The organism is Microbacterium sp. UBA1097, assembly GCF_002313585.1.
Lineage (GTDB): Bacteria > Actinomycetota > Actinomycetes > Actinomycetales > Microbacteriaceae > Microbacterium.
In genome coordinates, this window is record NZ_DCBW01000043.1 from 1 (window position 1) to 17,721 (window position 17,721).

A 17,721-nucleotide genomic window follows, 5' to 3' on the forward strand; every position below is an offset into this window, starting at 1 on the left:
GCCTGTCGCGCAGGTGCCCCTTCGTCTCCAACTCATCGAGCGCACGCCCCGCGGAGCCCATGGCGATCCGCAGCAGCGAGACCGGCCAGATCACAATGTTGATCCCGGCCGAGCGCAACTGCGCCGTCGAGAACAGCTCGCTCTTCCCGAACTCGGTCATGTTCGCGAGCACCGGCACATCCAGCGCCGCACGCATCCGCTCGAACTCGCCGAGATCACGCATCGCCTCGGGGAAGATCGCGTCGGCACCGGCATCCACCAGCGCCTTCGCGCGGTCGATCGCGGCATCCAGTCCCTCGATGGCACGGATGTCGGTGCGAGCCATGATGAGGAAGTTCTCGTCCCGACGCGCGTCGACGGCGGCACGGATGCGTTTGACCGCGGTGTCAGCATCGACGACGGCCTTCCCGTCGAGGTGACCGCACCGCTTGGGGTTGATCTGATCCTCGATGTGGGTGCCCGCAAGGCCTGCGTCTTCGAGGGTCTGAATGGTGCGTGCCACGTTCATCGGCTCGCCGAACCCGGTGTCGGCGTCGATGATCGCCGGAAGCTCGGTCATCCGGGCGATCTGCTGCCCGCGGCCCGCGACCTCGGTGAGGGTCGTCAGGCCGATGTCGGGGAGCCCGAGGTCGGCCGCAAGGACGGCACCGGAGATGTAGACCCCCTCGAAGCCCTTGCGCTCGATCAGGCGCGCCGACAGCGGGTTGAAGGCTCCCGGGAATCGCAACAGCTCTCCCGACGCAAGGCGCTCCCGAAACAGCCTTCGCTTCTCGGCCGCGGATGTCTGGCTGTAGAGCATCAGAAGAGCCCCTTGGGCGCGGGCGCCGAGGCGAGAACACCGATTCTCGCGACGATGTTGAGCTGCCCGACCTCGTCTGCCGAGAGCTCAGGGAGGCGCTGGGCGAGGTCGAGGAACCGTTCGATCTCTTCGGGAGCGAGCACGGGCTCGGCAAGCAGCCGGAACTTGCGAACGTAGTCCTCGCGAGCGAACGGCCGCGCGCCCAACGGGTGCGCGTCGGCAACAGCGATCTCGTCGACAACGGTGGAACCGTCGGCCATAACGATCTCCACGCGACCCCCGAAGGCCTTCTCGTCGGGGTCCTCGGAGTGGTAGCGGCGCGTCCACTCGGCATCCTCGGCCGTCGTGATCTTGCGCCAGAGCTCCACCGTGTCGGGCCGTGCGGCACGCTCGGGAAGATACGAGTCGACGTGATGCCACGCGCCGTCCTGCAACGCGACCGCGAAAATGTACGGGATCGAGTGATCGAGGGTCTCGCGAGATGCCTGCGGGTCGTACTTCTGCGGGTCGTTCGCCCCCGAGCCGATGACGTAGTGCGTGTGGTGGCTCGTGTGCAGCACGATGCTCGCGATGTTGGCGGGGTCGCGCAGCTCGGGGCGCTCGGTACCGAGCTTGCGGGCCAAGTCGATCCACGCCTGCGCCTGGTACTCGGCCGAGTGCTCCTTCGTGTAGGAGTCGAGGATCGCCCGCTTGGACTCGCCCGGCGCCGGAAGCGGCACCTCGTAGGCGGCATCCTTGCCATCGAGCAGCCAGGCGATCACGCCGTCCTCGCCCTCATAGATGGGGCTGGGGCTCGTCTCACCGCGCATCGCCCGGTCCACGGCTTCGACTGCCATCTTGCCGGCGAAGGCAGGGGCGTGGGCCTTCCACGTCGAGATCTCGCCCTTGCGGGACTGGCGGGTCGCGGTGGTCGTGTGCAGGGCCTGCCCGACGGCCTGGTAGATCGTCTCGACGGACAGGCCCAGGAGGGTGCCGATGCCGGCAGCTGCCGACGGACCGAGGTGTGCGACGTGGTCGATCTTGTGCTTGTGTAGCGAGATCGCGCGCACGAGGTCCATCTGGATCTCGTAGCCCGTCGCGAGACCCCGCACCACCGCGGCACCATCGGCCCCGACGTGCTGGGCGACGGCCAGGATCGGCGGGATGTTGTCACCCGGGTGAGAGTACTCGGCAGCCAGGAACGTGTCGTGGTAGTCGAGCTCACGCACCGCGACTCCGTTTGCCCACGCCGCCCACTCCGGACTCGTGCGACGCTCGTTCGCGCAGCCGAAGACCGTCGATCCGGCACCGCTGACCGACACCGCGTGGTCGAGCGCCTGCTGTCGTGCAGCACTCACCGGTCGGCGAGTGAGGGATGCCGCCGCAACCGCGGCGTTGTCGATCACGCGGTTGATGATCATGTCGACGACCTCGGGTTCGACCGCTACCGGGTCGGCGGCAACCTCCGCGATGTGCCAGGCGAGTTGTCCCTCGCGGGCGAGGTTCTCGTCGCTGCGGTGGACGCGGACGTGATGCGTGATGGTCATGCTGCTCCGGATTCGGTGCGGGCCTCCGACAGGGAGGCGAGGATGCTGGTGAGGGCGTTGTGGAGGTGGACGTGAGTTGCGTGGGCGGCAAGGTCGGCATCCTGCGCCGCGATCGCGTGCGCAATCAGGGCGTGTTCGCCGACGGAGGCGGAAAGACGGTCGGGATTCTCGCGGGCGAGGCGCCGGACGCGCACGAGGTGAGTGCGGATGGTGTGCAGCGCCGAGCTGAGGTAGGCGTTGTCGACGGCGTCGTCGAGGGCAGCATCGAACCGAGCGATCAGGTCGTAGTAGTGCTCCCGCCCTTCGCCGCGAAGCGACGTGCGGTCGAACTCGGCGGCGAGCGCCGCGAACGCGGCAGGGTCGGCGTGCGTCGCGGCAAGGCGCGCCGCAGCTTCTTCGAGCGCCCGGCGGAACTCGAACAGGGCACGGATGTCATCAGCATCGACGTCCGACACGACAGTGACCCTCGGCGACTGTTGCACGACGAGCCCGTCTGCAGCCAGGCGCGCGAGCGCCTCACGCAGTGGCGTACGGCTCACACCGAGGCGGGCCGCCTGCTCGACTTCGCCGAGCACGGCACCCGCGGGTAGGAGGCCGTCTTGGATCTCGGTCAGGAGCGTCCGGTACGCACGATCGCTCGCTCGCATGGACTCTCCCTTCCCCGCCTCCATGTATACACAAAAGCTATCCAGCTATCAATACTGGTTCCTGTGATAGCTCTAGGTATACAAAGAGCGACGGTTCGCTAGGAGCCGTCCGTTCCCGGCGAGCCCTCGTACAGGCCGATGACATTCCCGTCGGGGTCGCTGATGACCGCCCACCAGCTCGTGTCGTCGATCGGCTGCTTCGACATCAAGACGGCGCCACCGGCATCCGTCGCCGACGCGACAGTCTCGTCGATCGAATCCACCTCGACGTAGGACCGCGGCTGCGTGAAGCCCTCGCTGCGTGGGGCGAGGCCCCCACCGCTGATCTGGTTCGGCGCCTGCCACATCGGGTAGCCCTCGAAACCGGGAGCCTCTCGGATCTGCCACCCGAAGAGCCGTTCGTAGAACGCTGTCGCTGCCGCCATGTCGGCGACCGGAATGTCGATGTGCGTGATGTCACCGTGTGCCATGTCGTTCTCCTCGATGAGCGCTGAGCAGCCGGGACTCACCCGACGGTGCAAGTCTGATCGTCGCGCGGGGCACTGACAAGGGCGTTCGTCACGCCGAACCTGCAATGCACACCGTGCGACGATGAGGCAATGGATGACGCATCGGCTGCCGAACTGCGGAGGCTCCGCGCCCGGGCATACGGCCCCGACGCCGACCTGCTCGAGGACCCCGCCGCCAGCTCGCGCCTGATGGAACTTGAAGCACAGCTTCGAGCGGAGCGCGAGGCAGAGCGGCCTCCGGTGGCTACGGCGTCCAGCGCATCCGGAACGGGCCGCGAGCCAGGCCCAGCCGCCGAGGCACAATCGCCCGATGCGCCCGCCGCAGACCTCGACGCCGAAGCCGCAGACGACCCGGCGACACGCCGCCTGTGGGCACTGGTGCGCATGCTGACCTCGCGGCTGCCACCTGTCGCGACCGCCATCGTCGCCGTGTCGATCGCAGCGGCGATTGCGTTGACGGCATCCATCGTCTGGGGACTCGCGTCTCTTCCCATGATCTCGCAGACAAGCGCGAGCCGTCAGGTAGCCACTCTCGAGATCGATGACGACGTTGCGATACCCGAGGGATTCTTCGGCACGACGTCGGAGCAGGCCATCGCCTACGAGTACTACGGGCTTCTGATGGCGCAATCGTCGGCCATGAGCCCGAACGGGGAGAGCGAGTGTCTTATTGGGCTGGACGAAGACGACCTGACTGCCGATGGTCAAGGCGTGAACGGGCCGTTCTACTACGGATGCCGGGCCGGGGCCTTCCCCGCGACGATCGAAGTTCCCTTGGATGACACAGCGCCGGAGCGCTTGCGCGCGCAGTTCCCCGAGGGCGGCGCGCTGCAGTTCGTTCTGCAGGGTGACCGGATCGGTGTCTTCTGGGACGGCGGCGCGACCGCGGCCTAGCTTCCGGACGCGGGCGACACCGTCAGCGAGCACGGGTCATGCGAGCATGAAGCGATGACCGACGATGCCGCCGCTGAGCTGCAAGCGTTGCGCGCGCGAGCCTACGGTCCCGACGCCGACATCCTGCGCGACCCGGTCGCCTACGACCGACTGCAGGAACTCGAAGCGCAGCTGCGCAGCGAGCAGCGAGGGCCGGAGCGCAGCGGTGCGGTCCCAGGTACGTCGTCAGTGGCATCCAGCACCGAAGGGGGCGCCCCATCGTCCGCGGCAGCGGCGGCCGGCACCGGCGATCAGGAGTCCGCGGGCACGGCAGTCGCCCGGAGCACCGAACGGGCCAGCGAATCAGGTGCCCGCGCGGCTTGGTCGCCGCTCACCCGCGTGCCCCCGCTCGCGCGCGCCTTCTGGCTCATTTCGGTGATGGCGGTAGCGACGCTCGCCGCATCCGTCACCTGGGGCCTCGCCTCGATTCCGGTGATCTCCGAGGGCTCGGGAGCGCGACAGATTGCGGCGCTCGATCCCGACCCGTCAGCCACAGCCCTGCCGTTTGGGAACACCGACACACCCCCGGTGGGATTCCAGTTCGCGGGCTACACGCTGATCACGGCCACGAACTCGAGCGACGGCGTCGACAGCGAGCACCGCCGGACCCGGTCAACTGACGCCGTGAGCACCGAGCGCTGCAGCAAGTGCAGCAATCACCGGTCGCTGTGACGCGGTGAGCTTCTCGGCGGCAACGGCAGGTTGCATCCACTCGACACGATCGACCTCGGGAAAGCTCACCGTCCTCCCCGATCGCGGCGGCCACTCGAGCTCGAACTCCCCGAAGACCGGGCGCGAGATATCGAGCCCGGTGTCCTCAATGGCGAAGACGCTGATCGTCTTGCGTGATGCCGCGAAAGACCCGAGCTCGACCACAGGGCCATCCGGCGGATCGATCCCGAGCTCCTCGCGGAACTCGCGCCGCGCGGCCTGAAGTGGGGACTCCTCCGCCGGGTCGTATTCGCCCTTGGGGATCGTCCAGGCTCCGGCATCCTTGCGCTGCCAGAACGGTCCACCCATGTGGGCGATGAGTACCTCGAGGGCGCTCGAGCCACCCGACGCGGACACTACGAGGCGATACACCAGCAAGCCGGCGCTCGTTACCGGCATCAGCCGGCGCCGTCTCGGCGCCGCAGCGCCGCGCGAAGGCTCCGCACGAGCAGCAGCAGACCGCCCAGGCCGACGACACTGCCAAGGAACGGGAACAGGGGAACGTCCTCGGTCAGTTGCGGTCCGCCCGAGGAAATCGCCAGGGCGATGCCCGTGGCCAGCAGAGTCACACCGACGAGCGTGCTCGTCACCTGGCCGAGCATTCCCTCGATCCATCGCCGCTCACCCGCACCCTCGAACGAGCGAAGGCGCACCGAGAAGGTGCCCTGTTCGAGAGAGCGCGAAATGTTCTCCAGGCGCCGCGGCACGCGGCGCACCTGCTCCAGAGCGAGCACGAGCTGCGTCTGCGCCGACAGCGCTGCGGTACGCAGCGACAGCATGCTGCGGGCGAAGTGCGGTGCCCGCGTAAGCGCCTGACCGACCATGTCGTACCCCGGATACACCCGGCGGAGGCTCCCCTCGAGCGAGCCGAGAGTCCGGAATACCAGCAGCAGAGACGGGGGCATCGCCAGTCGGTGGTGGCGGAGGGTGTCGAGCAGAAGCCGGAAGACATCCTCGCCCGCGGGGGCGTTGCGAACCCGAGTGATGATCGCTCCGACATCACGCTGCAGCGCTGCCTGATCGGCGCCCGCCGGGTCGGGTTCGCACAGCAGCAGCACGATATCGGTGGCGGCCTGATCATCGTCGGCGGCGATCGCTGTCAGCAGCGGCACGAGAAGCCGCCGCATACTGGCCTCCAGCATGCCCACGGCGCCGAAATCGATCAGGGCTACCTCTCCGTCATCGCAGAGGATCAGGTTTCCCGGATGCAGGTCGGCGTGGAAGACCCCGCGCACGGCGATCTGCTCGAACACGGCATCCAGGACCCCGTCGGCGAGCGCGCGGGCTGCGCCCGGCTCCACCGCTCCCTCGGGGAGCTTGCCGAAGGGCACCCCCTCGATGCGCTCTTGCACGATCATTCGCTGGGTGCACAGATCCGGAAAGACCCGGGGAACCCGCAACGGCATCGCGTGCGTCTTCGCGATGGCGCCCCGCAGCATCTCGGCGTTGGCCACCTCGATGCGATAGTCGAGCTCCTCGGTGAGTGCGCGCGAGAACTCGGCGACAAGGGCGACGGCACCATAGTCGGCTGCCCACGCAGTGCGACGTTCGGCATCACGCGCGAGGCGCTCGAGGATGTCGAGATCGGTGGTGACTTGGGCGCGTGCGGAGGGCCGCTGGATCTTCACGACGACGCGCTCGCCCGACACCAGCGTCGCGGCGTGCACCTGGGCGACGGATGCCGCAGCCATCGGCTCCGACTCGATCTCTGCGAACACCTCGGTGATCGGCCGCCTGAGTTCGGCACGGATCGCCGCTTCGGCCTCCGGCCAGGGAATCGGGGTCGAGTCCATTTGCAGCGTCGAGAGCGCTTCGATGAGGTCTCGCGGCAGCACGTCCTCGCGCGTCGAGAGCACCTGGCCGAGTTTGACGAAGGTGACGCCGGCCTCGGCCAGGGCCGCCACCAGCGCCTGGGGCAACGCGTCTCGCGCGGCATCCGATCGGCCGCGGTACATTCCCAGGCCGTGCCGGGAGGCGATGGCAACGATCTGCGCGTATCGGCGGGCGCGATCGCGGCGACGGAACGCCTCCCGGACGATCGTCACCGGATTTCCGAGCGGGCGACTGGGCCAAAGGAACTCCAGGGTGACGAGGATGACGACGACGACGGCGAAGATCCAGCCGAGTACGAGGGCGACGAAGGCCACCACGATCGGGCTTTCGACGACGACGCGATCACCGTCGATGACGTCGGCCTGCTCGAACACCCACGCTGTCAGCGGAAGTGAGCCAAGGAACACCACGGCGGAGGTCACGAGAGCGCGAACCCATCCGATCTGGGCGTCGAGGAGTCGCCTGCTGACCCATGCGGACAGCGCAGCGAAGGCGGCAGTGAGCAGAAGGACAGCAAGCCAGATCGGCATGTCCCGATTGTGTCAGCAGCATGATCCGGGCGCACGAACTGCACCGAAACCCGGCCGCATAGCGCCACCGTCTACGCTGTCTCGCGACGCCGCCCTCTCACCAGACCCGGAAGGCCCCCATGGACGAGACCCCTGTTGCAGCCGCACCCGCCGGGCGCTTCGCCGGAGAGGAGCTTGCAGGCGGCATCCGCGTCTGGCGCGGCATCCGCTATGCCCAGGCCCCGACCGGCGACGCCCGCTGGCGCGACCCTGTTCCGGCCGAGCCGCTGGATGCCGGCGTGACGGTCGAGGTGACAAGCTTCGGGCCCGCCGCACCGCAGAAGGCGAATCCGGCCATGGACCTCGGGCCGGACCCGATCTTCGACGAGGACTGCCTCTTCCTGAACGTCTGGAGCGGGGCGGATGTTGATGCTCCGGCTCCGGTCATGGTGTGGCTGCACGGCGGGGCTTACACGTTCGGCTCCAGCAGCCAGCCGGTCTATGACGGCGAAGCCCTCGCGGGCCACGGCGTGGTCGTAGTGACGATCAACTACCGGATCGGCGCGCTCGGATTCCTCGATCTGTCGAGCAAGTCCACCCCGGAGCATCCCTTCGACGGAAACCTCGCCCTGAAGGACGTCATGCTGGCGTTGCGCTGGGTGCAGCGGAACATCGCAGCGTTCGGGGGCGACCCCGAGCGCGTGACCGTCTTCGGCGAGTCCGCGGGCGCGGGCCTCGTGACGACGCTGCTCGCCGTCCCGAGCGCTGCGGGGCTCTTCTCGCGCGCGATCGCCGAATCCTCGCCGGTCTCGAGCGTCTACGACGCGGCCCGGGCCGAGACCGTCACCGACCTGTTCTTGGCGGCGGTCGGTAATCCCGCCCCGGCAGATCTGCGAACGCTCCCGGTCGAGCAGATCGTCGAGGCCGGGATGACGGTGTTCGCCGAAGTCCCGGCGCAGCATCCAGGAACCATCGCATTCGGTCCCGTTATCGACGGCGACCTGCTGCCCGAGGCGCCGGCGACAGTCCTTGCCGAGGGGCGTGGTCTGCCGGTACCGCTGTTGATCGGCACAAACAAGGACGAGGCATCCCTCTTCCGGATGATGAAGTCACCGCTCATGCCCATCCGCGAGGAGCAGATCGAGCAGATGCTCGCCGAACTCGGCACCGAACGCCCCGGTATCGACCTGCCGTCGATGGCGCAGGTGCTCTCAGCGTACGAGGGCGTTCGTCACCACGCGGTCGGGCTGGGAATCGCCCGTGACATCGGATTCCGGATGCCGACGCTCTGGGCCGTCGAGGGCCATTCCCGCGTCGCGCCGGTCTGGCTCTACCGCTTTGACCACGCGACGCCGATGCTGCACCTGCTGCGCATCGGCGCAACGCACGCGACCGAGCTCCCCTACGTATGGGGCACGTTCGGCCGCCGCGCGCACGACATCAGCTTCCGACTCGGCGGCCGCCATGAGGCCGAACGGATCTCGGCGAGAATGCAGCAACGATGGACGGCGTTCGCCACGGGGGAGGCCCCGAACGCCGACGGCGCCGTGGAGTGGCCGGCATTCGATGTCGATACCCGCGCAACGCTCGTGATCGAGGCCGCGGACCGTGTGGTCCCCGACCTCGATCACGAGTTGCGCACCGGCTGGGGAGACGAGGTTCTCGCCTTCCCCTGAGCCGTGGCGCCCTTACGGGCGGGACGGTGCCAGACGTCGCGCCCTCACGGGCGGGACGGTGCCAGACGTCGCGCCCTCACGGGCGGGACGGTGCCAGACGTCGCGCCCTTATGGGCGGGACGGTGGCGAGGACTCTTCGGTGAGTGCCGGATCGGTCTCGGCCACCGAGCCGAGAGCGGCGTCGATCGCCGCCATCGTGTCGGCATCCAGCGTCACGCCTGACGCCTTCACGGTGTCGTCGAGCTGCTCGGGACGCGAAGCGCCGACGAGAGCCGCCGACACGTTGGGGTTCTGAAGCACCCACGCGATCGCGAGCTGCGGCAGTGTCAGACCCGCCTGCTCCGCGACCGGATGCAGCTTCTGCACTGCGCTGAGCACGTCATCCGTCATGAACCGCTTGATGAACCCGGCACCGCTCTTCTCATCCGTTGCCCGCGAACCGGCGGGAGCCGGCTGACCGGGCAGGTACTTGCCGCTGAGCACACCCTGCGCCATCGGCGACCAGACGATCTGCGAGATTCCGAGCTCCTCGGAGGTCGGAACGACCTTCCCCTCGATGACGCGCCACAGCGCCGAGTACTGGGGCTGGTTCGAAACGAGCTGGATGCCGAGGTCCCTGGCCAGCGCGTGCCCGGCGCGCAGCTGCTCGGCCGTCCACTCGCTCACGCCGATGTAGAGCGCCTTGCCCTGCCGGACGATGTCGGCAAAGGCCTGCATCGTCTCTTCCAGCGGGGTTTCGTAGTCGTACCGGTGCGCCTGGTAGAGGTCGACGTAGTCGGTTCCGAGCCGCTCGAGCGAGCCGTGGATGCCGTCCATGATGTGCTTGCGCGACAGACCCGAGTCATTGGCGCCGCCCGGCCCGACGGGCCAGTAGACCTTGGTGAAGATCTCCAGCGACTCGCGGCGCTGACCCTTCAGCGCCTCGCCGAGAACCTGCTCCGCGACAGTGTTGGCATAGACGTCGGCTGTGTCAAAGCTCGTGATGCCGAGCTCCAGCGCCCGGTGCACCGTCGCGATCGCCGCGTCGTTCTCGACCTGCGAGCCGTGGGTGATCCAGTTGCCGTAGGTGATCTCCGTGACTTTGAAGCCGCTGTTGCCGAGATAGCGATAGTTGACCATTGCTCCACGCTATCGCCGCGCCGCGACAGCGGGGCCGGCCCGTGATGAGACGGCCTACCCTGAGGGCGTGGGCACCGAAGCAGTCGAAGCGACCATCAGCACGGGAAAACTTCGCGGGAGCGTGACGGACGGCATCCGTCGCTTCCTCGGCATCCCCTACGCCGCGCCTCCCTTCGGCTCGCGGCGATTCCGGCTGCCCGCGGCACCGGATGCCTGGGTCGGGGTGCGCGATGCGACGCAGTTCGGGCCCTCGGCACCGCAAACGCCCTACCGCGGCAGGATCGGAGAACTCCTGCCGAGCCTGACCAGCGACGGGACCAACGAAGACATCCTGACCGTCAACGTCTGGGCCCCGACGGACGCGACCGACCCGGCATCCGGGCCGCTGCCTGTCGTGCTCTGGATCCACGGCGGCGCGTTCGAGCGCGGCGGGAGTTCGATCGCCGGGTACGACGGGACGAGTTTTGCCCGGGGCGGCGTCGTGTTCGTCTCGGCGAACTACCGCCTCGGGTCCGAGGGTTTCTCGGTGCTCGAGGATGCCCCGCGCAATCTCGGCCTCGAAGACGTCGCTGCGGCCCTTCGCTGGACGCACGCTGAGATCGCGGCGTTCGGTGGAGACCCCTCGCGCATCACGGTCATGGGAGAGTCTGCCGGCGGGGCGCTGGTCGCCGCGCTCCTCTCCCGACCCGACACCGCGCCCCTCATCGCCGGCGCAATCATCGAGTCAGGGCCCCTGGATGCCGTCGACCCGAAGCGGGCGGGCCGGGTCACCCGCGCGCTCGCCAAACGGCTCGGCGTGCCGGCGACGCGCGAGGCGTTTGCCGCACTCTCTCCGGCCGAGCTGCTGGCGGCGCGAACGGCCCAGGCTGCCGGCAGCTCGCCGCTGCGGGGCGCACCCGGGTTCCTGCTGGCCCGCGACCCCGAGAGCCTCCCCGAATCCCCTCGCCAGGCACTCCCCACGGCCTCAGCCCCTATCCTCATCGGCACCAACACCGACGAGTACCGGCTCTGGTTCACGCCTGACGCGCTCGCGAAGATCTCCCCCTGGCAGGCCGCTCTGGGCCATCTCGCACTGAAAATCCCGCGGGCCGCGGTGCGGGCGTATCGCACGCAGTTCCCGGATGCCGGCACCGGGGAGCGGCTCGGGCAAGCGCTCACTGACTCGATGCTGCGAGCGCCGATGACCCAGGTGGCGGATCGCCGAACGGCGCCGACCTTCGTCTACGAGTTCGCCTGGCAGAGCCCGGTCGACGGCCTCGGCGCCGGGCACGCTCTCGAACTCGGCTTCGTCTTCGACGGCGTGGGCAATCCCGACAGCATCCGGATGGCCGGGGATGCGCCGCCGCAGCGCCTCGCGGATGAGATGCACGGCGCGTGGGTGCGGATGATCCGCGACGGCGACCCGGGATGGGAGCCGTTTGCCCCCGGCCGCCGCGTGCGCGTCTTCGATGTCGACTCGCGGACGCTGCCGCTCCCGCGCGCTGCGGCCGTGGACGCCTTCAGACCGGCATCCTGACGGGACTTACGAGACGGTCACGAGGCTGACGCCGCCGCCTGGTCGTCTTCGGTCGCAACCAGCTGCCCGCACGCCCCGTCGATCTCTTTGCCGCGGGTGTCGCGCAGGGTCGTCGGGATGCCGGCGGCATTCAGGCGGCGCACGAACTCGTTCTGCACGTGCGGTTCGGATGCCGTCCAGATGGACCCTGGCGTCGGATTGAGCGGAATCGGGTTCACGTGCACCCAGCCGCGCCCGCGCGCGTTGAGTTTGTCCGCCAGCAGGTCGGCCCGCCACGGATGGTCGTTCATGTCTTTGATGAGGGCGTACTCGATCGATACGCGCCGCCCGGTCCGCTCGAAGTATCCGCGGGCGGCATCCAGCGCCTCGTCGACCTTCCACCGCGAGTTCACGGGGATGAGTTCGTCGCGCAGTTCGTCGTCGGGAGCGTGCAGAGACAGGGCGAAGGTGACCGGGATGTCTTCGGCGGCAAGTTTGGTGATCGCGGGCACAAGTCCCACTGTCGACACCGTGATGCCACGAGCGCTCATGCCCATGCCGTGCTTCTTGTCGGTCATCACCCGAACCGCCTGCATGACACGGGCGTAGTTGGCAAGCGGCTCCCCCATCCCCATGAAGACGATGTTCGACACCCGCTCCAGCGACTGATCGGTGCTGCGCTTGCCGCCGAGCTCACCTCGGGCGATCGCTTGATTGGCGCGCACCACCTGGTCGACGATTTCGGCAGCCGACATGTTCCGGGTGAGCCCCGCCTGGCCGGTCGCGCAGAACGGGCAGTTCATTCCGCATCCGGCCTGGCTTGATACGCACAGGGTGATCCGACCCGGGTACCGCATGAGAACCGACTCGACGAGCGCACCGTCGTGCAGTTTCCAGAGGAACTTGATCGTGTCGCCCTTGTCGGTGTCGAGCCGGCGCACCTCAGTCAGCAGCGGCGGCAGCAGCCCCGCGACAAGTTCCTCACGACCGGATGCCGGCAGATCGGTCATCTCTGCCGGATCGCTCGTCCAGCGGGTCAGGTAATGGCGCTCAAGCTGACCGGCGCGAAAGCCCGGAAGACCGAGTTCCTTGGCCTTCTCGACGCGCTGTTCGGGAGTCAGATCGGCCAGGTGCACGGGAGGCTTGCCGCGCTTGGGGCTCGCGAACTGCAAGAGTGGCCGGCCCTCGGCATCCTTCTTCTGTTGCCATCCTTCGGTGGCAGGGCGCACCTGAGGCGCGCCGGAGGACGTGGGAGGGAGCGCGCGAGCCATGACTCCAGGGTAAGCGAGCGGATGCCGCGCGACCCTGCTCGACCGGCGAAGCCCTGTCGGCGCTGCGAAGCCTAGTCGGCGCTGTCAAGCCCTGCCCACGCAGGCTACTGCCCAGTACCGTGAGGTCGTGCCCCACGACGATCTCGAGATCCGCCCGATCACTCCCGACGACGCCGGCGAGGTGCTGACGTTGCAGCGCGCCGCCTTCGTGCAGGAGGCGATCATCTACGGCACCCCGCACATGCCCCCGTTGACACAGACACTGGAGGAGATATCCGCCGAACTGGTCGAGAACCTCGGCTGCGTCGCGCTGCGCGGACCCCGGATCGTCGGAGCCGTCCGCGCACAGCAGGACGGCGAGGTGCTGCTCATCGGGCGGCTCGCGATCGCACCCGATCAGCAGGGCGGGGGAATCGGCACGGCGCTGCTCGCAGCAGTCGAGCAGCGGGGGAAGGATGCCGGCGCCACGACAGCCGAACTGTTCACCGGGTCGCTGTCCGAGGCGAATCTGCGCCTGTACGAACGCGAAGGCTACGTCGAAAGCGAGCGCGTGCCGGGAGATGCCGGCATCGAGCAGGTGTTCCTGCGCAAGACACTCGACTGATCAGTTGCGGCGAGGCCCCGAACCGCGCGTCAGTCGAGGAAGATGTCGGGGAACAGCTGATCGTCCGGGGTGCCAGGAACGGCCGCGTAGCGTGAGAAGTCAGTGACACCCGCAGCCTCGAGCACGTCTTCGACGATCAGTGTCTGGCCGGTGTAGTCCCGCGAGGGTTTCGTGACCACCTCGTACGCGGCATCCGCGTAGATCTCGGGGGTGCGACTGACCTTCATCATCTGGTCGCCGCCGAGCGCGAACTGCACGGCCGCTGTCGCGATCGTGGTACGGGGCCAGAGCGTGTTGGCCGCGATGCCATCCTTCGCGAACTCGGCGCCGATACCGAGGGTCGCCATCGTCATCCCGTACTTTGCGAGCGTGTAGCCGGTGTGCCCGCCAAGCCACCGCGGCGAGAGGTTCAGGGGCGGCGACAGCGACAGGATGTGCGGGTTCTCTGCCTCGCGCAGGATCGGGACAGCCGCTCGCGAGAGCATGAACGTGCCGCGCACATTCACGCCCTGCATCAGGTCGTACTTCTTGGCGGAAAGATCGAGCGAGCCCGACAGGTCGATCACGCTCGCGTTGTTGATCACGACGTCGATTCCCCCGAACTCGCCCTGGGTCTTGAGCACCGCCGCGGTGACATCGTCATCGTTGCGCACGTCACCCACGATCGGCAGCGCACTCCCGCCCGCCGCCTCGATCGCCTCGGCCGCGGTGTGAACGGTGCCCTCGAGCTTCGGATGCGGGGTGTCGGTCTTCGCGAGGATGGCGATGTTCGCTCCGTCGGCCGCACAGCGCAGCGCGATCGCAAGCCCGATCCCGCGGCTACCGCCGGAGAGCAGAACGGTCTTTCCGGCAAGCTTCTTCTCGGTCACGCGAGGTCCTTTCGGGTGTCGCTCTTCTGGGTACGGGATGCCGCAGCGAACGCGGCGATTCGCGTCCGAGCGTCGTGGGTGCCGAATCGTTCCCCGATCGTCTGCGCCTCGTCTTCGAGGTTCTGGGCGAACGCGCGGCCCGCGCCTGAGCGCACGAGTCGCTTCGCTTCACCGAAGGCCACAACAGCACCCGACTGCCAGAAATCAGCAACCTCCCGTGCGCGCGCAGCAACCTGATCGGCCGGAACAACCTCGTTCACCAGACCCCACTCGAGAGCTTCGGCGGCAGTGAGGCTCCGATCCTGCAGCAGCATCGTCAGTGCACGGCGCTGGCCGATTGCGGCGGGGAGCAGTGTCGAGACACCAAGGTCGGGGGTGAGCCCGATGTTGGCGTACTTGCTCACGAAGCGGGCCGCTTCAGAGGCGACGATGTAGTCGGCGCACAGCATCAGCCCGAGACCGCCGCCGGCGACAGCGCCCTGCACGGACGCCACGATCGGGGTCGACGAGCACACCAGCGTGAGGATCCCCTCGTGGATGACTCTCGCCATCGCCGTGACGGCGTCACCGGCACTCCCGTCGCCGGGGTCAGCCTCCGACATCGCCACCACGTCGCCGCCGGCGCAGAACGCCGGACCCGCGGCATCCAGCAAAATCGCCGTCACGGTGGGATCGCCGGTGAGTTCGACCGCCACATCCCGCCAGCGGCGACCCATCTCGAAGTCCACGGCGTTCAGGCGCGCGGGACGGTTCAAGGTGACGTGCGCGAGGCCGTCCTCGACCTCGACCAGGATGGAATCGCTCATCTCGGCCTCCTTCAGCAGTGAGGGTGCGGCCAGACGGCGTTCCCCTTCGAAACCTCCCGTCACTCTACTCTGGCCACCATCGCGCGCGAGCCCGCGTTTCACGATCCGTGGCACTGCGTCCCATCGGTGGTCGATGCCGGCGGCAACCGCGAGACCCTTCCCGAGCGCACCGGCGGTAGGGTTGCGGCGTGAGCGGAGAACGGCGGCGCAGCTACTCCATTGGGGTAGCGCTCGACTGGTTCTTCTTCGTGTTCGCCGGGGTATCGGCGCTCTGGCTCGCCTACCTGAGCTTGACCGAATCGTTCCGCGTCGGGTGGTGGGGCGTGCTCGTCGCTATCGCGTTCTGGGCCCTGCTTGCGTACCTGGTGCTGCCACGCATCCACCGCATCCTCACGACGATCTACGTGCCGGGCTACTTCATCGGACGCACCCGAACGAGCGACGGCCTGCTCGGCGATCCGGTCAACCTTGCCTTCATGGGTGAAGAGGCTGCGCTGCACGAGGCGATGGAGCGGGCCGGCTGGACCCTCGCCGATCCGGTCACGCTGCGGTCATCCGTCCGGATCGTCACCTCAACGCTCACCCGTCGCAGCTATCACCAAGCCCCCGTCAGTCCGCTGTTCCTCTTCGGCCGGATGCAGGACTTCGCCTACCAGCAGGAGGTCGACGGCAACCCCGCGCAGCGTCACCACGTCAGGTTCTGGCGGTGCCCCGACGACTGGCCACTCCCCGGCGGCCGCCGAGTCGAATGGCTCGCGGCGGGAACCTTCGACAGCTCCGTCGGCTTGTCGCTGTTCACGCTCCAGGTCACACACCGCATCGATGCCGACACGGATGTCGAACGCGACCACATCGTCAGTTCGCTGCTTGCGGCAGACCCCGGCATCCGTGTCGAGGTGATCGAGGACTTCTCGACGAGCTACCACGCTCGTAACGGCGGCGGTGACTCGATCCGCACCGACGGAGACCTGCCGATCCTGGATCTGCGGCCGGTGGCGGTAGCCGAGGCCGCCACTACCGACGCCGCAACCGATATGACCGATGCCTCCCTCTCGGCCTCTGGCGTCCAGGAGGTCGCGACGGTAGCGGCAGTGACCGCGACGGAGGCTCCACAGAACCTGCCGCGTAAACGCGTAGCTTTCGAACCGCCGACGACGCTGTTCGCCCCGCTCACCCGGGACCCCGGCATGCGCCGCCCTGCGACGATCACGACGGGGACACTCCTTCTGTTGTTGCGGGTGCTCGCCGGCATCCTGTTGATCATTGGCCTGTGGGCGGAGTGGCCCGACGTGATGGACAGCTCCGACCTGGCCGTCAGCGGCGATGTACTCACGGCGGAGGAAGAACAATTCGCGCTCTGGATCGTGATCGCCCTGATGGGCGTGAGCCTCGCGGTTCAGGTGAGCGTGCTGCTCTCGCTGTGGTGGGGACGCAACTGGGCTCGTCTGGTCGTCATGGTCTTCGCGGTCGTCTCGATATCGACGGCGTTCACGACGTGGTTCCTGCGGGAGCAGGAGATCACCCTGCGAACGTCGCTCCTGGCTGTCGGTCTCGATGTCTTGATCCTGCTGGCGCTCTCAAGCCGCAGCGCGGCTGCCTATTCCCGCCGCCGCGAACGACGCGACGCCGGGCGTGCTGACTCGATTAGCGCGGCGCCATCCGGATAGCTCCGTCGAGCCGGATCGTCTCCCCGTTGAGATAACCGTTCTCGACGATGCTCATCGCGAGCGCCGCGTACTCCTGCGGCCGCCCCAGACGCGCCGGGTACGGCACCTGCTGACCGAGCGAATCCTGCGCCGCCTTCGGCAGGGCGGCGAGCATCGGAGTCTCCATGATCCCGGGAGCGATCGTGACGACGCGGATCGCGTGCCGGGCAAGCTCCCGCGCGATCGGCAGCGTCATGGCGTGCACCCCGCCCTTGCTGGCGGCGTACCCCGGCTGGCCGATCTGGCCGTCGAAGGCAGCGACACTGGCGGTGTTGATGATCACGCCCCGGTCGCCGGACTCGGCATCCGGTTCTGTTCGGGCGATCACTGCCGCGGCATGCGCGAGCACCGTGTACGTCCCGACCAGGTTGATGCGGACGATCCGCTCGAACGCGGCGATCGACGAGGGCTCTCCATCCCGATCGAGCACCTTGGCGGGGGGCGCGATGCCTGCACAGTTCACGACGACCCGAAGCGGGCCGGATGCCGCAGCGACCGCGACCGCGTCGCGCACGGCCTCGGAATCCGTGACATCCGCCGGAGCAAAGGTGCCGCCGAGGCGTGCCGCGATGTCTGCGCCGGGCGAGCCGGGCAGGTCGATGATCGTGACCAGCGCCCCGGCAGCGGCGAGCCGCTCCGCCGTCGCCAACCCCAGACCGCTCGCTCCGCCGGTGACGAGAGCTGCAGCACCACTGACCTTCATCCGAC

17 protein-coding genes are annotated in these 17,721 nt (G+C 68.2%); 6 read left to right on the plus strand and 11 right to left on the minus strand.

What is annotated here, in order from left to right; all coding sequences use genetic code 11:
• From prpB to B4F19_RS10325, 4 genes are all read right to left on the minus strand, one after another.
• Positions 1–799: methylisocitrate lyase (gene prpB / locus B4F19_RS10310; protein ID WP_292734648.1), on the minus strand; the 799-nt coding region annotated here is incomplete at its 3' end.
• The gene (locus tag B4F19_RS10315; protein ID WP_292726184.1) at positions 799–2,325 is read right to left on the minus strand and encodes an MmgE/PrpD family protein; all 1,527 of its coding nucleotides are present in this window, start codon (positions 2,323–2,325) and stop codon (positions 799–801) included. The genes B4F19_RS10315 and prpB, both read right to left, overlap by 1 nt.
• Entirely contained in the window at positions 2,322–2,972 is a 651-nt protein-coding gene (locus tag B4F19_RS10320; protein WP_228178365.1) for a GntR family transcriptional regulator, read from the minus strand. Before B4F19_RS10320 ends, B4F19_RS10315 begins: the two co-directional genes overlap by 4 nt.
• A gap of 98 nt (positions 2,973–3,070) precedes the next feature.
• Complete coding sequence (locus B4F19_RS10325) at positions 3,071–3,442, minus strand: VOC family protein (RefSeq protein WP_228178364.1); 372 nt, start codon at positions 3,440–3,442, stop codon at positions 3,071–3,073.
• 129 nt (positions 3,443–3,571) lie between these two features.
• Here B4F19_RS10325 and B4F19_RS10330 point away from each other — a divergent pair, with 129 nt between their 5' ends.
• A complete protein-coding gene (locus B4F19_RS10330) occupies positions 3,572–4,375 on the plus strand; it encodes a hypothetical protein (RefSeq protein ID WP_292734651.1) in 804 nt (267 codons plus the stop codon).
• A 54-nt stretch (positions 4,376–4,429) separates the two neighbouring features.
• Entirely contained in the window at positions 4,430–5,086 is a 657-nt protein-coding gene (locus tag B4F19_RS10335; protein WP_292734654.1) for a hypothetical protein, read from the plus strand.
• Here the strand turns inward: B4F19_RS10335 and B4F19_RS10340 are convergent.
• Together B4F19_RS10340 and B4F19_RS10345 are read right to left on the minus strand one after the other, a co-directional pair.
• Positions 5,027–5,497 (minus strand): NUDIX domain-containing protein, encoded by a 471-nt coding sequence (locus B4F19_RS10340; protein ID WP_349675950.1) that lies wholly within the window; start codon positions 5,495–5,497, stop codon positions 5,027–5,029. The genes B4F19_RS10335 and B4F19_RS10340 overlap by 60 nt on opposite strands.
• A 26-nt stretch (positions 5,498–5,523) precedes the next feature.
• Positions 5,524–7,488, minus strand: a complete 1,965-nt coding sequence (locus tag B4F19_RS10345; protein WP_292734660.1) for an ABC1 kinase family protein — start codon at positions 7,486–7,488, stop codon at positions 5,524–5,526.
• A gap of 119 nt (positions 7,489–7,607) precedes the next feature.
• On the opposite strand from B4F19_RS10345, the gene B4F19_RS10350 reads away from it, so the two are divergent.
• Positions 7,608–9,143 carry a carboxylesterase/lipase family protein gene (locus B4F19_RS10350; protein ID WP_228178359.1) on the plus strand — a complete coding sequence of 512 codons (1,536 nt, stop codon included), beginning with the start codon at positions 7,608–7,610 and terminating at the stop codon, positions 9,141–9,143.
• A gap of 108 nt (positions 9,144–9,251) precedes the next feature.
• On the opposite strand, the gene B4F19_RS10355 is transcribed toward B4F19_RS10350, so the two are convergent.
• Entirely contained in the window at positions 9,252–10,262 is a 1,011-nt protein-coding gene (locus tag B4F19_RS10355; RefSeq protein ID WP_292734663.1) for an aldo/keto reductase family protein, read from the minus strand.
• A 67-nt stretch (positions 10,263–10,329) separates the two neighbouring features.
• Between B4F19_RS10355 and B4F19_RS10360 the strand changes: the two genes are divergently transcribed.
• Positions 10,330–11,778 (plus strand): carboxylesterase/lipase family protein, encoded by a 1,449-nt coding sequence (locus B4F19_RS10360; RefSeq protein ID WP_292734666.1) that lies wholly within the window; start codon positions 10,330–10,332, stop codon positions 11,776–11,778.
• A gap of 17 nt (positions 11,779–11,795) precedes the next feature.
• Here B4F19_RS10360 and rlmN read toward each other — a convergent pair whose 3' ends face one another.
• Positions 11,796–13,028, minus strand: coding sequence for a 23S rRNA (adenine(2503)-C(2))-methyltransferase RlmN (gene rlmN / locus B4F19_RS10365; protein ID WP_292734668.1), 1,233 nt, complete (start codon positions 13,026–13,028; stop codon positions 11,796–11,798).
• 127 nt (positions 13,029–13,155) lie between these two features.
• Between rlmN and B4F19_RS10370 the strand changes: the two genes are divergently transcribed.
• Positions 13,156–13,632, plus strand: a complete 477-nt coding sequence (locus B4F19_RS10370) for a GNAT family N-acetyltransferase (protein ID WP_292734671.1) — start codon at positions 13,156–13,158, stop codon at positions 13,630–13,632.
• A 29-nt stretch (positions 13,633–13,661) separates the two neighbouring features.
• Here B4F19_RS10370 and B4F19_RS10375 read toward each other — a convergent pair whose 3' ends face one another.
• Entirely contained in the window at positions 13,662–14,501 is an 840-nt protein-coding gene (locus tag B4F19_RS10375) for an SDR family oxidoreductase (RefSeq protein WP_292734674.1), read from the minus strand.
• Positions 14,498–15,307, minus strand: coding sequence for an enoyl-CoA hydratase/isomerase family protein (locus B4F19_RS10380; protein ID WP_292734677.1), 810 nt, complete (start codon positions 15,305–15,307; stop codon positions 14,498–14,500). Before B4F19_RS10380 ends, B4F19_RS10375 begins: the two co-directional genes overlap by 4 nt.
• Positions 15,308–15,495: 188 nt before the next feature.
• On the opposite strand from B4F19_RS10380, the gene B4F19_RS10385 reads away from it, so the two are divergent.
• Complete coding sequence (locus tag B4F19_RS10385) at positions 15,496–16,974, plus strand: LssY C-terminal domain-containing protein (protein WP_292734680.1); 1,479 nt, start codon at positions 15,496–15,498, stop codon at positions 16,972–16,974.
• Here B4F19_RS10385 and B4F19_RS10390 read toward each other — a convergent pair.
• Positions 16,952–17,716 carry an SDR family NAD(P)-dependent oxidoreductase gene (locus B4F19_RS10390; protein ID WP_292734683.1) on the minus strand — a complete coding sequence of 255 codons (765 nt, stop codon included), beginning with the start codon at positions 17,714–17,716 and terminating at the stop codon, positions 16,952–16,954. The genes B4F19_RS10385 and B4F19_RS10390 overlap by 23 nt on opposite strands.
• Positions 17,717–17,721 lie beyond the last annotated feature (5 nt).

What these genes read in the sequence shown, in the direction of transcription:
- B4F19_RS10315 (WP_292726184.1), bottom strand. Translation starts at nt 2,325, where the DNA reads ATGACCATCACGCATCACGTCCGCGTCCACCGCAGCGACGAGAACCTC.
- B4F19_RS10320 (WP_228178365.1), bottom strand. Translation starts at nt 2,972, where the DNA reads ATGCGAGCGAGCGATCGTGCGTACCGGACGCTCCTGACCGAGATCCAA.
- B4F19_RS10325 (WP_228178364.1), bottom strand. Translation starts at nt 3,442, where the DNA reads ATGGCACACGGTGACATCACGCACATCGACATTCCGGTCGCCGACATG.
- B4F19_RS10330 (WP_292734651.1), top strand. Translation starts at nt 3,572, where the DNA reads ATGGATGACGCATCGGCTGCCGAACTGCGGAGGCTCCGCGCCCGGGCA.
- B4F19_RS10335 (WP_292734654.1), top strand. Translation starts at nt 4,430, where the DNA reads ATGACCGACGATGCCGCCGCTGAGCTGCAAGCGTTGCGCGCGCGAGCC.
- B4F19_RS10345 (WP_292734660.1), bottom strand. Translation starts at nt 7,488, where the DNA reads ATGCCGATCTGGCTTGCTGTCCTTCTGCTCACTGCCGCCTTCGCTGCG.
- B4F19_RS10350 (WP_228178359.1), top strand. Translation starts at nt 7,608, where the DNA reads ATGGACGAGACCCCTGTTGCAGCCGCACCCGCCGGGCGCTTCGCCGGA.
- B4F19_RS10355 (WP_292734663.1), bottom strand. Translation starts at nt 10,262, where the DNA reads ATGGTCAACTATCGCTATCTCGGCAACAGCGGCTTCAAAGTCACGGAG.
- rlmN (WP_292734668.1), bottom strand. Translation starts at nt 13,028, where the DNA reads ATGGCTCGCGCGCTCCCTCCCACGTCCTCCGGCGCGCCTCAGGTGCGC.
- B4F19_RS10380 (WP_292734677.1), bottom strand. Translation starts at nt 15,307, where the DNA reads ATGAGCGATTCCATCCTGGTCGAGGTCGAGGACGGCCTCGCGCACGTC.
- B4F19_RS10390 (WP_292734683.1), bottom strand. Translation starts at nt 17,716, where the DNA reads ATGAAGGTCAGTGGTGCTGCAGCTCTCGTCACCGGCGGAGCGAGCGGT.